13 protein-coding genes are annotated in these 12,971 nt (G+C 71.0%); 8 read left to right on the forward strand and 5 right to left on the reverse strand.

Annotated elements, in window-relative coordinates; all coding sequences use genetic code 11:
* Positions 1-45: 45 nt before the first annotated feature.
* Complete coding sequence (locus ACGFIE_RS09525; protein WP_393292830.1) at positions 46-1,146, reverse strand: calcium:proton antiporter; 1,101 nt, start codon at positions 1,144-1,146, stop codon at positions 46-48.
* Positions 1,147-1,218: 72 nt separating this feature from the next.
* On the opposite strand from ACGFIE_RS09525, the gene ACGFIE_RS09530 reads away from it, so the two are divergent.
* Both ACGFIE_RS09530 and ACGFIE_RS09535 read left to right on the forward strand, forming a co-directional pair.
* A complete protein-coding gene (locus ACGFIE_RS09530; protein ID WP_393292832.1) occupies positions 1,219-1,599 on the forward strand; it encodes an ArsR/SmtB family transcription factor in 381 nt (126 codons plus the stop codon).
* Entirely contained in the window at positions 1,596-2,108 is a 513-nt protein-coding gene (locus ACGFIE_RS09535; RefSeq protein ID WP_393292834.1) for an SRPBCC family protein, read from the forward strand. Before ACGFIE_RS09530 ends, ACGFIE_RS09535 begins: the two co-directional genes overlap by 4 nt.
* On the opposite strand, the gene mug is transcribed toward ACGFIE_RS09535, so the two are convergent.
* Positions 2,105-2,698 (reverse strand): G/U mismatch-specific DNA glycosylase, encoded by a 594-nt coding sequence (gene mug / locus ACGFIE_RS09540; RefSeq protein WP_393292837.1) that lies wholly within the window; start codon positions 2,696-2,698, stop codon positions 2,105-2,107. The genes ACGFIE_RS09535 and mug overlap by 4 nt on opposite strands.
* A 105-nt stretch (positions 2,699-2,803) precedes the next feature.
* Between mug and ACGFIE_RS09545 the strand changes: the two genes are divergently transcribed.
* Together ACGFIE_RS09545 and ACGFIE_RS09550 are read left to right on the forward strand one after the other, a co-directional pair.
* On the forward strand, positions 2,804-3,547 hold the full coding sequence (locus ACGFIE_RS09545; RefSeq protein ID WP_393292839.1) for an SAM-dependent methyltransferase: 744 nt from the start codon (positions 2,804-2,806) through the stop codon (positions 3,545-3,547).
* Between the two features lie 121 nt (positions 3,548-3,668).
* Positions 3,669-4,397, forward strand: coding sequence for an alpha/beta fold hydrolase (locus tag ACGFIE_RS09550; RefSeq protein WP_393292841.1), 729 nt, complete (start codon positions 3,669-3,671; stop codon positions 4,395-4,397).
* Between the two features lie 24 nt (positions 4,398-4,421).
* On the opposite strand, the gene ACGFIE_RS09555 is transcribed toward ACGFIE_RS09550, so the two are convergent.
* Positions 4,422-4,769, reverse strand: coding sequence for a hypothetical protein (locus ACGFIE_RS09555; protein WP_393292844.1), 348 nt, complete (start codon positions 4,767-4,769; stop codon positions 4,422-4,424).
* Positions 4,770-5,094: 325 nt separating this feature from the next.
* Here ACGFIE_RS09555 and ACGFIE_RS09560 point away from each other — a divergent pair, with 325 nt between their 5' ends.
* From ACGFIE_RS09560 to ACGFIE_RS09575, 4 genes are all read left to right on the forward strand, one after another.
* Entirely contained in the window at positions 5,095-6,366 is a 1,272-nt protein-coding gene (locus ACGFIE_RS09560; protein ID WP_393292846.1) for a ThuA domain-containing protein, read from the forward strand.
* Between the two features lie 86 nt (positions 6,367-6,452).
* Complete coding sequence (locus ACGFIE_RS09565) at positions 6,453-9,287, forward strand: PQQ-dependent sugar dehydrogenase (RefSeq protein WP_393292848.1); 2,835 nt, start codon at positions 6,453-6,455, stop codon at positions 9,285-9,287.
* A 267-nt stretch (positions 9,288-9,554) separates the two neighbouring features.
* Positions 9,555-10,592: a trypsin-like serine peptidase gene (locus tag ACGFIE_RS09570; RefSeq protein WP_393292850.1), complete on the forward strand. Its 1,038-nt coding sequence runs from the start codon at positions 9,555-9,557 to the stop codon at positions 10,590-10,592.
* A 49-nt stretch (positions 10,593-10,641) separates the two neighbouring features.
* Positions 10,642-11,550 (forward strand): NAD-dependent epimerase/dehydratase family protein, encoded by a 909-nt coding sequence (locus ACGFIE_RS09575; protein ID WP_393292852.1) that lies wholly within the window; start codon positions 10,642-10,644, stop codon positions 11,548-11,550.
* Here the strand turns inward: ACGFIE_RS09575 and ACGFIE_RS09580 are convergent.
* Positions 11,547-11,990: a GNAT family N-acetyltransferase gene (locus ACGFIE_RS09580; protein WP_393292854.1), complete on the reverse strand. Its 444-nt coding sequence runs from the start codon at positions 11,988-11,990 to the stop codon at positions 11,547-11,549. The genes ACGFIE_RS09575 and ACGFIE_RS09580 overlap by 4 nt on opposite strands.
* 13 nt (positions 11,991-12,003) lie before the next feature.
* A complete protein-coding gene (locus ACGFIE_RS09585; protein WP_393292856.1) occupies positions 12,004-12,903 on the reverse strand; it encodes a LysR family transcriptional regulator in 900 nt (299 codons plus the stop codon).
* Between the last annotated feature and the right edge of the window lie 68 nt (positions 12,904-12,971).

The raw sequence follows: 12,971 nt of genomic DNA on the forward strand, positions 1-12,971 counted from the left end.
CGGCATCGAGGGCAATAACTTCATGATCAACCAGGGGTTGCGGGGTCAGGGGCTGGCTGCCAGGAAGACGAACGCGGCCAGCAGCACCAGGTGCACGCCGCCCTGCAACACGTTGGCCCGGCCCGGCACCACTGTCAGCACGGCGGTCACGGCGGTGAGGGCGAGCAGCGCGAGTTGGGTGCCGCCGAGGCCGAGCAGCAGCGGGCCGTCCAGCCAGATCGAGGCGATGGCGATCGCCGGGATGGTCAGGCCGATGCTCGCCATCGCCGAGCCGAGGGCGAGGTTGAGGCTGATCTGCACCCGGTCCCGGCGGGCGGCGCGGGCGGCGGCCAGGGTCTCCGGCAGCAGCACCAGCAGGGCGATGATCACGCCGACGAACGCGTGCGGCAGGTTCGCCGCCGCCACGCCGGCCTCGATGGTGGGTGAGACGGTCTTGGCGTCGCCGACCACCGCGACCAGCGCCACCAGCAGCAGTCCGAGGCTGATCAGCGCGGCGCGGGTGGTCGGCGGCCTGGCGTGCTCCTCCGCGTCGATGACCCGACCCTCGGTGTCGACGGGCAGGAAGTAGTCGCGGTGCCGACCGGTCTGTACCAGCACGAACAGTCCGTACAGGGCGAGCGACGCGACGGCGGCGAAGACGAGCTGCGCGGGGCTGAACTCCGGCCCGGGGCGGGCCGTGGTGAAGGTCGGGATGACCAGACTCAACGTGGCCAGGGTGATCACCGTCGCGAGGGCCCCGCCGGTGCCCTCGGGGTTGAACACGGCCACGCGTCGGCGCAGCGCCCCGAGCAGCAGGGACAGGCCGAGGATCCCGTTGCAGGTGATCATGACGGCGGCGAAGACTGTGTCGCGGGCGAGCGACTGGGTCTTCTCCGGCCCGCTGATCATCAGCGTGACGATCAGGGCCACCTCGATGACGGTGACGGCAACGGCGAGCACCAGCGAGCCGTACGGCTCCCCCACCCGGTGGGCGACCACCTCGGCGTGGTGCACGGCGGCGAGCACCGCGCCGCCCAGCAACGCGGCGACCACCACGACGATCGGGCCGGGAAGGTCCCGCCCCCACGTCACGAGCAACACCAGCACGGCGAGCACGGGTACGGCGACGGTCCAGTCGAGCGGGCGGGATCGAAGCTGGGCTGGCATGCCGTCAAGAGTGCCAGGTGACGTGATCATGTGCCCACCATCGACGCAGCGCGGCAGGCATATGCGTAACCCATGGGTTACGCTTCCGGTGTGGACGAGGTGGTCACCGCGATCGCGGACCCGGTGCGGCGGAGCATCCTGACCATGCTGCGCGACGCGCCGCTGGCCGCCGGCGAGATCGCCCGGCGGTTCGCCATCAGCCGACCCGCCGTCAGCCGCCACCTGCGGGTGTTGCGGGAGAGCGGACTGGTCCGCGACGAGGTGGTCGGCCGCCGCAGGATCTACCGGCTCGACCCCGGCCCACTCGCCGCGCTGGCCGACTGGCTCGCCGAGTTCACCGCACCGCAGAAGTGGGAGCAGCGCCTCGACGCGCTGGAGACCGAGGTCCATCGCACCCGCCGGGAACGTCGCGCTCGCGGCCCGGCAGAGCATCGAACGGAGCATGTCGCATGACCCGTACACCCGCTGGACGCCTGTTTCGCACCGCCGCTGGCCACGACCTCGTCCTCACCCGCACGTTCCGCGCCCCGGCGGCGGACGTGTGGGCGAGCCTGACCGAGTCGGAGCGCACGGCCCGCTGGTTCGGTCCGTGGGAGGGCGACGCCGGGCCCGACCGGACCATCCGGGTCCAGATGGCGTACGAGGAGCAGCAGCCCTGGTGCGACGTCCACATCGACGCGTGTGAACCGCAGCGGCGACTCGCCGTGTCGACGACCGACAGCTACGGCACCTGGCTGCTGGAGTTCGCGCTGACCGAGACCGACGGCACCACCGAGTTGCGCTTCGTGCAACACCTCGACAGCGTGGAGGGCATCGCCGAGGTGGGCGCCGGCTGGGAGTACTACCTGGATCTGTTCGTCGCCGCCCGGGACGGCTCACCCCGACCGGAGTTCGACGAGTACCACCCCGCCATGCAGCCCTACTACGAGGGGCTGGCCGCCGAGGCCGCGCCGCACGCCTAGCGACCGGCCTCGCGCCCTGTCGTGGGGCCGGCCTCGCGGCGCAGCGCGGCGAACTCGGCCGTCAGGGCCGGCAGCGGGAAGTGCGCGTTCAGGCCGCTGGGGTTGGGCAGCACCCAGACCCGGGCCGGGCCGAGCCGCTCCGGCTGCGGGCCCAGCCCGGCCTTCGGCCGGACGAACGCGATCCGGTACGCGGTCACCCCGAGAATCGCCACCCACCGGGGCCGGTGACGCTCGGCCTTGACCGCCAGCCCGGTCACGCCTGCCACCAACTCGGTGGAGGTCAGCTCGTCGGCGCGGGCGGTGGCCCGGTTGCTCAGGCTGGTGATGCCCAGCCCCTGGCGCAGCAGCTCGGCGCGCTCCCACGGGCGCAGCTCCCGGTCGGTGAAGCCGGCGCCGTGCAGGGCCGGCCAGAAGCGGCTGCCCCGGCGGGCGAAGTGCTCCCCCACCGCCGCCGAGTAGAGGCCCGGGTTGAAGCCGCAGAAGAGCACCCGCAGGCCGGGGCCGATCACGTCCACCAGGCCGCGACCGGCCGCGGCCGCGACCTCGTGGCGGGTCGGCGGCCGCCAGGGCTGCGCCGCGCCCGCGTCCACACCACCGATCCTGCCGTACGCTCCGACGCCCGTCCCGACGTGCGCGCAACGCGACCGCACCCGACCCGGTGCACGCCGGTGATCACGACTTGAGACCCTGAACGGATGCACAGCACCGACCACCTGGCCGCCAGCCGCTACGCGCGGATGCGCTGGAACACGCCGCTGTCGGAGGAGCACGCGGCCCTGCTGCTGCGACGACTCGACGTACGTCCCGGCGCGCGCGTGCTCGACCTGGGCTGCGGTTGGGGCGAACTGCTGCTCCGGGCGGTCGCCGCGGGTGGCGTGGGCGGCCCGGCCGCGACGAGGGGAGTCGGTGTGGACACCGACGAGGCCGCCCTGGCCCGCGGACGCCGGCTCGCCGCCGAAAGGTCGCTGAACCGGCACGTCGCCTTCGTGATGGGCGAGGCGGCGGCCTGGCACGAGCCGGCCGACCGGGTCGTGTGCATCGGCTCGGCGCACGCCTTCGGCGGCACCGGGGCGGCTCTCGACACGCTCGCGACAGTGGTCCGGCCCGGTGGGCGACTGCTGTTCGGCGAGGCGTACTGGCAGCGCGACCCCACCACGGAGGCCGAGCAGATCTTCGGCACGGAGGTCACCGACCTCGCGGGCCTCGTCGAGGCCGCGCGCGAGCGGGGCTGGCGGCTGCTGCACCTGAGCACCGCCGACCAGCGGGAGTGGGACGACTTCGAGTCCACCTGGCTCGCGGGGAGGCAGGAGTGGCTGCTGACGTACCCCGAGGATCCCCGCGCGGCCGAGGTCCGCGCGGAGCTCGACGATCGGCTGCGCCAGTACGTGGGCGGCTACCGCGGCGTCCTCGGCCTCGCGTACCTCGTCCTCGGTCGCTGACCCCTCTGGCGGAAGCCCGCCCGTTTGGCCGCCCGACCCAGCCGCGGTGGGGAAGAGTGCTGACGAGAACTGTCGTCGACGGCCGGGCGGTGGCACGGCGTCGTGGCGTGCGGAGGTGCGGATGAGCGGCACGACCCCGACCGGGCCCGTCAGCAACGTCGTCCTGGTGCACGGCGCCTACGCCGACGGCTCCTCCTGGTCCGACGTCATTCCCCTCCTGCAAAGGGCCGGCTTGACGGTCACCGCGGTGCAGAACCCGCTGACCTCCCTGGCCGACGACGTGGCGGCCACCAACCGCGCTCTCGACCGGCAGGCCGGGCCGACGGTGCTGGTGGGCCACTCCTGGGCGGGGACGGTCATCAGCGAGGCCGGCAACCATCCCACGGTCACCGCCCTGGTGTACGTCGCCGCCCGCGCCCCGGACGCCGGAGAGGACTTCACGGCGCTCGCGGCACGGTTCCCCACCCCGCCCGCGAATGCCGGGCTCGTGCACGACGACGGCTTTGCGCAGCTCAGCGAGAAGGCCTTCCTCGACGACTTCGCGGGCGGCGTCGAGGCGACCCGTGCGCGTTCCCTCTACGCCGTTCAGGGGCCGATCGCCGGGGACCTGTTCGCGGGCCGGACGACGGTCGCGGCCTGGCGGAACCGCCCCTGCTACTACTCCGTCTCCACGGCGGACCGGACCACCGCGCCGGAGCTGGAGCGGTTCCTGGCCGAACGGATGAACGCGACGACGATCGAGGTCGACTCCTCGCACCTCGCCATGGTCACGCACCCCGAGACGATCGCCGACCTCATCCTCATGGCGACCACGGGGACCCGCGGTCCCGCCGCGGACAGCCGGAGCTGACCACCGCGACGCCGACGTCGACCGTCAGGTCAGGGCGCACGCGGTTCCGCAGTACGGGCAGTGCGCGCGCTTGGCGTTGGAGGTGACCTCGACGTCGCAGCGTGGGCACCGACCGTTCTCCCACAGACCCTGGTCCGGGCCCAGCTCGCCGCCGTAGTGGTCGCGATCGGGCCAGGCGACCAGCTCGACGTCGAGGCCGGGGTCGACATCGTCCTCGTACCAGGTGACGTTGGCCAGGGTCAGCACCGTTCGCATGCCGTACGCCTCCTGCTCGAAGTGCGGTAGGGCACGCCGCAGGACGTCGACCAGCTCACGGACCGGCAGCGCCGCGAGGTGCCCGGCGAGGCGCTCGCGATCTTCGTCGGTGGACATGCGGTCGACCCTACGTCCCGCCCCGACGACGGCGCCGACCGTGCCACGGCGCGTCCCTGGCCGGAGCGGGTGGGCTTGACGGGGCCCAGACATCGGAGGTTTACTGCGTCAGCGATGCGAGTCGATGCGCGGCGACCGTCCACTGAGGGTGGTCGGGGTCATCGGCTGGCCAATCGCAGTTCACCACCGCACCACATCACCGCACCACATCACCGCACCATCTCAGCCGAGCATCGGCGGCCCGGCTTCCGCACCACCGCCACCGTGGCCCCGGCGTGCCCTCGTGCACACCTTCGGGGTCGACGCTCAGCAGAGGAGCAAGACCATGCGTTCCCGTCCCCGTTTACTGGCCCTCGTCACCGGCCTGGCCGTGATGATGGCCGGTCTGGTCGCACTGCCGACCACCGCCTCGGCGGCACCGCTGACCAAGGTCCTGGTGTTCAGCAAGACCGCCGGCTTCCGCCACTCGGCCATCCCCAACGGCATCGCCGCGATCCAGCAGCTCGGCTCCGCCAACGGTTTCAGCGTGACCGCCACCGAGGACGCCGGCCAGTTCACCACCTCCAACCTGGCCCAGTACCAGGCGGTGGTCTTCATGTCGACGACCGGCGACGTCCTCAACTCCAGCCAGCAGACGGCCTTCGAGTCGTACATCGGTTCCGGTGGTGGGTACGTCGGCGTGCACGCCGCCGCCGACACCGAGTACAGCTGGCCGTGGTACGGCCAGCTCGTCGGGGCGTGGTTCGACTCGCACCCGGCGATCCAGACGGCGACCGTGAAGATCGAGGACCGGACCAACCCGTCGACGGCTCACCTGCCCGCCACCTGGTCCCGCTCCGACGAGTGGTACAACTACCGCACCAACCCCCGCTCCACCGCGCGGGTCCTCGCCAGCCTCGACGAGTCGTCCTACAGCGGCGGCAACATGAACGGCGACCACCCGATCACCTGGTGCAAGACGGTCGGCAGCGGACGGGCCTGGTACACGGGCCTCGGGCACACCGAGGCGTCGTACACCGACCCGAACTTCACCCGGATGCTGCTCGGTGGCCTGCAGGTCGCCGCGGGTTCGGTCAGCGCCAACTGCTCGCCGGGGTCGACGAACCCGACGACCCCGCCGCCGACCACGGCCCCGCCGACCACTCCCCCGCCGACGACGGCCCCGCCGACGACGGCCCCGCCGACCACCCCGCCGCCCGCTGCCGCCGGTTCCACGCTGCGGGCCCGCGCCAACAACCAGTACGTGAGCGCGCCCAACGCCAGCACCGCGCTGATCGCCAACAAGAGCTCCGTCGGCAACAGTGAGCGGTTCGAACTGGTCAACCTCGCCAACGGCAACGTCGCGCTGCGCGCCAAGAGCAACGGGCAGTTCGTCGCGGCGGAGAACGCCGGCGCCTCCGCGCTGATCGCCAACCGGGCCAGCGCCGGCGCCTGGGAGACGTTCCAGCTCGTCCGTAACTCCGACGGCACGGTGAGCCTGCGGGCCACGGTGAACAACCGTTACGTCGCGGCCGACAACGCTGGTGCCTCCCCGCTGATCGCCAACCGGACCTCCATCGGTCAGTGGGAGAAGTTCGACCTCGTCACCACCAACTGATCGCGTCTCGACGCGCTCCTCACCACCCCCACCTGGCCGTGGTGCGCCCCCGCACGCCCGGCCCTGGTCGTCGAGAAAGGACGATCATGCTTTCGAACCCCCGGCGCTGGTCCCGGGCACTCGTCGCCGCGGTCACCACCGCAGCGAGTGTGGCCCTGGCCGTGGCCGCGCCCTCCACCGCTCAGGCGGCGGTCATCCCGGCCTCCGACTATCAGCAGGTCAAACTCGCCACCGGCTCGGCAGAGCTGGGTGAGGCCATGTCCCTGGCCGTCCTGCCCAACCGCTCGGTGCTGCACACCGCCCGCAACGGCGTGCTGCGGGTCACCGACGTGGCGGGCAACACCAAGGTCTCCGCCACCCTGTCCGTCTACACGCACGACGAGGAGGGGTTGCAGGGCGTCGCCGTCGACCCCAACTTCGCCACCAACCGGTGGATCTACCTGTACTACTCGCCCACGTTGAGCACCCCGTCCGGGGATGCGCCGACCACGGGCTCGCAGTCGGACTGGGACCGGTGGAAGGGGCACCTCAACCTGTCCCGCTTCACCCTCAACAGCGACGACACGGTGAACCTGAGCAGCGAGAAGGTCGTGCTCCAGGTCAACAACGACCGTGGGCAGTGCTGCCACGTCGGCGGTGACCTGGACTTCGACAGCGCCGGCAACCTTTACCTGACCACCGGCGACGACACCAACCCGTTCGAGTCCTCCGGGTACGCGCCGCTGGACGAGCGGACCAACCGCAACCCGCAGTTCGACGCCCAGCGCTCGGCGGGCAACACGAACGACCTGCGGGGCAAGGTGCTGCGCATCAAGCCGCAGACGGACGGCACGTACACGATTCCGTCCGGCAACCTGTTCGCGCCCGGCACGGCCAACACCCGTCCGGAGATCTACGCGATGGGTCTGCGCAACCCGTTCCGGATGAGCGTCGACAAGGCGACAGGCGTCGTCTACGTCGGCGACTACGGCCCCGACTCCGGGTCCACGAACTCCAGCCGTGGCCCCTCCGGCCAGGTCGAGTTCAACCGCATCACGGCACCGGGCAACTTCGGCTGGCCGTACTGCACCGGCAGCAACAGCAGCACGGAAACATACAACGAATACACCTTCCCGTCCGGGCCGTCGCAGTCGAAGTACAACTGCACCGGCGGGCCCACCAACAACTCGTTCCGCAACACCGGCCTCGGTACGCTGCCCGCGGCGAAGCCGGCCTGGATCAAGTACGCCGGCGACTCCGGTTCGCCGTCGGAGTTCGGCAGCGGCTCCGAGTCGCCCATGGCCGGGCCGGTGTACCGGTACAACGCCTCGCTCAACTCCAGCATCAAGTTCCCGCAGTCGCTGGACGGCCAGTTCTTCGCCGGCGAGTACGGCCGCCGGTGGATCAAGCCGATCAAGATCAATTCCGACGGCTCGCGCGGGGAGATCTCCAGCTTCCCGTGGAGCGGCACGCAGGTCATGGACATGGCCTTCGGCCCGGACGGCGCGCTCTACGTGCTGGACTACGGTACCGGCTCGAACAACCAGGCGCTCTTCCGCATCGAGTACATCGGCGGCGGCAACCGCAACCCGATCGCGGTCGCCTCGGCCAACCCGACCTCGGGGTCGAACCCGCTGACCGTCACCTTCTCCTCGGCCGGCAGCTCCGACCCGGAGGGTGGGGCGCTGAGCTACCTGTGGACGTTCGGCGACGGCACCACGTCGACGGCGGCCAACCCGACGAAGACGTACACCACCAACGGCACGTTCTCCCCCACCCTGAAGGTCACCGACCCGACCGGCCTGTCCGGCACGGCGAGCCTGGTCATCACCGTGGGCAACACCGCGCCGACGGTGACGCTGACCTCGCCCGTCGACGGGCAGCTGTTCAGCTTCGGTGACACGGTGTCGTACCAGATCAGCGTGAGCGACCCGCAGGACGGCACGATCGACTGCTCCAAGGTGAGCCTGACCTACGCGCTGGGCCACGACAGCCACGCGCACCAGATCACCTCGAAGAACGGGTGCAGTGGCTCCATCGCCGTCCCGACCGACGGGGAGCACGACTCCGCGGCCAACATCTACGGGGTCTTCGACGCCGCCTACACCGACAACGGTGGGCTCACCACGCACAGCATCAAGACCCTCCAGCCGAAGCACCGCCAGGGTGAGCACTTCACCGCCCAGTCCGGTGTCCAGGCGACCGACCACACCAACGCCGAGGGTGGCCGGACGGCCGGGTTCATCGAGAACAACGACTGGATCTCGTACCAGCCGTACAACCTGGCCAACGCGACCCGGTTCACCGCCCGGGTCTCCTCGGCCGGCGCCGGCGGCACCATCGAGGTCCGTACCGGGTCCGCCACCGGCACCCTGCTCGGCACCGCCACGGTGCCGGTGACCGGTAACTGGGAGACCTTCGTCGACGTCTCCACCGCCATCAGCAACCCGCCGACCGCCTCGACCACGCTGTACCTCGTGTTCAAGGGCGGCTCGGGCAACCTGTTCGACCTGGACGCGTTCACCTTCACCACCGGCACGACCACCCCACCCACCGGGGGGATCACGCTGCGGGCGCAGGTCAACAACCAGTACGTGTCGGCCGTCGGCACCAACCCGCTGATCGCCAACAAGGCCAGCGTCTCGACGACCGAGCAGTACGACCGGGTGGACGCCGGCAACGGCAACATCGCCCTGCGCTCGCGCGCCAACGGGATGTACGTCTGTGCTGACAACACGGGCACCAGCCCGTTGATCGCGAACCGTACGACGATCGGCCCGTGGGAGACCTTCCAGATCATCAACAATTCGGACGGGACGGTCGCGCTGCGGGCGCTTGCCAACAACCAGATCGTGGCCGCCGAGAACGCCGGGGCGGGCGCGTTGATCGCCAACCGCACGTCGGTCGGATCCTGGGAAAGGTTCGTCCTGACCAGCAGCTAGACGGCGCTACCCGGCCTGGTCGGCGGCCGGGCCGTGAAACGGCGGGAGTTCGGGGCGGGCGGTGCAAACCGCCCGCCCCGGTTCCTTTGTGGCCCGCTCCGACACGCATTGGTGAAGGATCCTCAGACACGGCGGAGCCCGTTTCGCAGTCAGGCAACCGTCACCGAACGTAGCCGACAGGACCACTGTGGATCGCCCGGTCGACCCTAGCGTTGGCGGTGCGACGTCGGAGCGTAGTGACTCCGACCGCCAACCTCAGGGGGTCCCGTGCGCAGGAAACTCGGATTCGTCGCGGTGGGCATCATGCTGGTGGCCACGCTCGCCGTCGGAGCGACGCCGGCCCGAGCGGTTGCGGCGGCGGCGGACGCGCCGAGCGCCTCGGCGACCGTGGCCGAGGCGCGTGCCACCATCCACGGGCGGGTGTTGACCGACGCGGACACCGCGGCGTCGGCGGGCAGTGCCTACTGGACGCCCGAGCGCATGCGCGCGGCACGCCCCGCGCCCATGCCGGACGGGGTCGACACCTTCGACGGGGAGGCCGCCGACCGACCCGGCCGCATCGGCGCCGCACGAGACGTGGCGACGCCGGCGCCCCCACGCTCCCCGGCGGCCGGGCTGAGCGCGGCCGCGCGGGGCCCCAGCCAGGGGACCCAGTCGGTGAACGCCTCACCCGGTGTCGGGCGCGTCTTCTTCACCCACAACGACGAGGACTTCTTCTGCTCCGGCGGGACCATCAACAACCCGCAGGCCAACATGGTGTCCACCGCCGGGCACTGCGTCCATCCCGGTGACGGCGGGTCCGTCTGGTTCGACAACTGGGCGTACGCCCCGGAGTTCACCGACGGTGTGGCGCTGCACGGCCTCTGGTTCGCCAAGGAGTTCACGTCGGTCGAGGGTTGGGTCGACTGGGGTTACCTCTGGTGGGACTTCGCGTTCGTCACCATGCACCCCCGCAACGGCGACCGGCTCGTGCACGTCACCGGCGGGCAGGGGCTCAGCGTCAACAAGTCCAAGACGCTCACAGCGCTGCTGCTCGGCTACCCCGGCGAGGCCCCCTACGACGGTCAGTCGCAGTACTACGCCCAGGGCGGCATCAAAGCCGCCGGGACGCAGCGGGTCAAGCTGAAGGACTGCCCGCTCAACCACGGCTCCAGCGGAGGCCCGTTCCTGCGCGCCTGGGACAACACCCTCCGGTTCGGGTACGTCAACTCGGTGATGTCGTACAAGTACTCCGGCAACATGTACGGCCCCTACTTCGACGACGACGTCCTGGACATCTACAACGTCGCGAAGAACAAGCAGTGACCGGCGCCATGGCTTGACACGCACCGGGGTCCAGACTGGACGATGCATCGTGCGGATTCTCGTGGTGGGTGGCAGTGGTCTGATCGGCGCTCATGTCGTGGACGTGCTGCGCGAGCGCGGCCATGCCACCACCACTGTGGCGCGCACCGCCCAGCCGGGGGTCGACCACCTGCTCGATGTGGGGTCCGCCCCGATCGAGGAGCTGCGGCCGTTGCTCGCCGCCCACGACGGCGTCGTGTACGCCACCCGCACCGACGAGCAGCGGCCGCTGCCCAAGCCGATCTATCCGCAGTTCCGCCGCGACAACGTGGAGCCGGTGGTGCGCCTGTTCACCGCTGCCCGCCTGGAGGGCCTCACCCGCGGTGCCGTCATGGGCTCGTACTACACCTACTTCGACAGGCGGCATCCGCAGTGGCGGCTCGCCGAGCGGCACACGTACATCAGGTGCCGGGTCGAGCAGGCCCGGGAGGGACGCGCGGCGGCCGGCCCGGATCTGCCGATCGCCGTCCTCGAACTGCCCTTCGTCTTCGGTCGTTCCGGCGACCGGCTGCCGAACTGGGCCGGGCCGCTGGACCGGTGGGCTCGCTCCCGTACCCCTCTGGTGGCCCCGACCGGCGGGAGCGCCGCGGCCTCGGCGCGCAGCGTCGCCGAGGTCACGGCGGACGCTCTGGAGCAGGCCAGTGGCGCGGACATCCCGGTCGCCGACGAGAACCTCACGTGGCGCGACATGCTCGGCCGCATCGCCGAGGCGGTCGGCCGACGCCGCCGGGTCACCCGACTGCCGGCCGGCGCGGCGAAGGCCGCCCTCCGACTCGGCGGCGGGTTGCAGGGCCTCGGGGGCAAGGAGTCGGGCATCAACCCCACCCACCTCGCGGACCTGCTGCTCGCCGAACTGTTCGTCGAGCCGACGACCGGCCGGTCGCTGGACTCCGCGCTGCGCGAGACCTTTCCCGCCTAGGCTGCCGGCGGGCGCGCGAGGTACGCGGTCTTGACGTCGGCCGAGAACCCGCAGGCGCGGTAGAAGGCGTGGGTCGCCGCGTCGCGCGAACCGGTCATCAGCATCGCCTTGTAGCAGCCGGCATCCCACGCCGCCTGGAGCGTCCCGGCCATGATCTGCCGGCCCAGACCGGCGCCGCGCCGTGCTTCCTCGACGACGACGTTCTCGATGACGGCGTACGGCGACGCCGACCGGCTCAGGTTGGGGATCACGTTGAGGTACGTCGTGGCGACGACGACCCCGTCGGCTTCGAGGACGAAGAGATGCAGCCCCGGTGCCCCCAGGATCCGGTGGAAGGCCGCCTCGTCGGCGCCGTTGTCCAGCACCGGATCGTCCGGGTTCAGTTGCCGATAGAGGCGGATGATCTGCGCGAAGTCATCGGGCCGAGCCGCACGGAACATGCCCCGAGCGTAGTCAGCGGCCGTCTCCACTGGGGGACGTGCGGTCGGCCGCCCGGGCCTGCCGCGCGGCGATGTCGACGAACTCCTGCACCAGCGGCGAGCGATTGTCCTCGGCCCACGCCAGGCACACCTGGTTGTGCCCGAGGTCGCCGACGGGCACGTGGGCGACATCCGGTCTGGTGTAGAACGTCGCGATCGACAGCGGCAGGATCACCATTCCCGCGTACGCGGCGACGTGTTCCAGCTTCTCCTCGACGGACGACAGCACGGGCCGGGGACGGGGATCGCTGTCGCTCGGACGGTTCGGCAGGTCCCGCCACTCGGGCACCACGTCCGGGTCCTGGAGAAGCCGTTCCCCGACCAGCTCGGCAAGCTCGACCGACTCCTTGCCGGCCAGGCGATGCTCCCGAGGCAGGACCACGACCCGGGGTTCGGTGAACAGGGGGCGCAGGCTCAGGCCGCGCTGGTCGATCGGAAGCCGGACGTAGCTGACGTCGGCGCGCCCCTCGCGTACCACGTCGGCCTGGTCGGTCACGGAGGTGCGGACGACATCGACGGACAGGTCGGGGTGCCGCTCGGCGATCGCGCGAGCCTCGGCGGTGACGATGATGCCGGGCATGAACGCGATGGTGAACGTCGACCTGCCGTGCGCGGCCCGTTGCACCCGCCGATGCAGTGCCTCGGCCGAGGCGAGCAGCGAACGAGCGTCGGTCAACAGTTGACGGCCTGCCTCGGTCAGCACGGTGGAGCGACGGTCCCGGACGAAGAGCTCGGCGCGCAACTCCTGCTCGAAGACCCGGATCTGGCGCGACAGGACCGGTTGGGCGATGTGCAGCCGCGCGGCGGCCCGCCCGAAGTGCAGTTCCTCGGCGACCGCCACGAAGTAGCGCAGCTTGCGCAGATCGACATCCATCCGGTCCCCCGTCCGGTCCCGCCATCGGGCCGTATCCATGATACCCGTTGGGTATCACAGTAGGTGAA

This window comes from Micromonospora sp. NPDC049275, from assembly GCF_043197115.1.
In the GTDB taxonomy this organism is placed as follows: domain Bacteria; phylum Actinomycetota; class Actinomycetes; order Mycobacteriales; family Micromonosporaceae; genus Micromonospora.

Excerpts from the sequence above, each read along its gene's own strand:
- ACGFIE_RS09525 (WP_393292830.1), bottom strand. The coding sequence starts at position 1,146 with ATGCCAGCCCAGCTTCGATCCCGCCCGCTCGACTGGACCGTCGCCGTA.
- ACGFIE_RS09530 (WP_393292832.1), top strand. The coding sequence starts at position 1,219 with ATGGGTTACGCTTCCGGTGTGGACGAGGTGGTCACCGCGATCGCGGAC.
- ACGFIE_RS09535 (WP_393292834.1), top strand. The coding sequence starts at position 1,596 with ATGACCCGTACACCCGCTGGACGCCTGTTTCGCACCGCCGCTGGCCAC.
- ACGFIE_RS09545 (WP_393292839.1), top strand. The coding sequence starts at position 2,804 with ATGCACAGCACCGACCACCTGGCCGCCAGCCGCTACGCGCGGATGCGC.
- ACGFIE_RS09550 (WP_393292841.1), top strand. The coding sequence starts at position 3,669 with ATGAGCGGCACGACCCCGACCGGGCCCGTCAGCAACGTCGTCCTGGTG.
- ACGFIE_RS09555 (WP_393292844.1), bottom strand. The coding sequence starts at position 4,769 with ATGTCCACCGACGAAGATCGCGAGCGCCTCGCCGGGCACCTCGCGGCG.
- ACGFIE_RS09560 (WP_393292846.1), top strand. The coding sequence starts at position 5,095 with ATGCGTTCCCGTCCCCGTTTACTGGCCCTCGTCACCGGCCTGGCCGTG.
- ACGFIE_RS09565 (WP_393292848.1), top strand. The coding sequence starts at position 6,453 with ATGCTTTCGAACCCCCGGCGCTGGTCCCGGGCACTCGTCGCCGCGGTC.
- ACGFIE_RS09580 (WP_393292854.1), bottom strand. The coding sequence starts at position 11,990 with ATGTTCCGTGCGGCTCGGCCCGATGACTTCGCGCAGATCATCCGCCTC.
- ACGFIE_RS09585 (WP_393292856.1), bottom strand. The coding sequence starts at position 12,903 with ATGGATGTCGATCTGCGCAAGCTGCGCTACTTCGTGGCGGTCGCCGAG.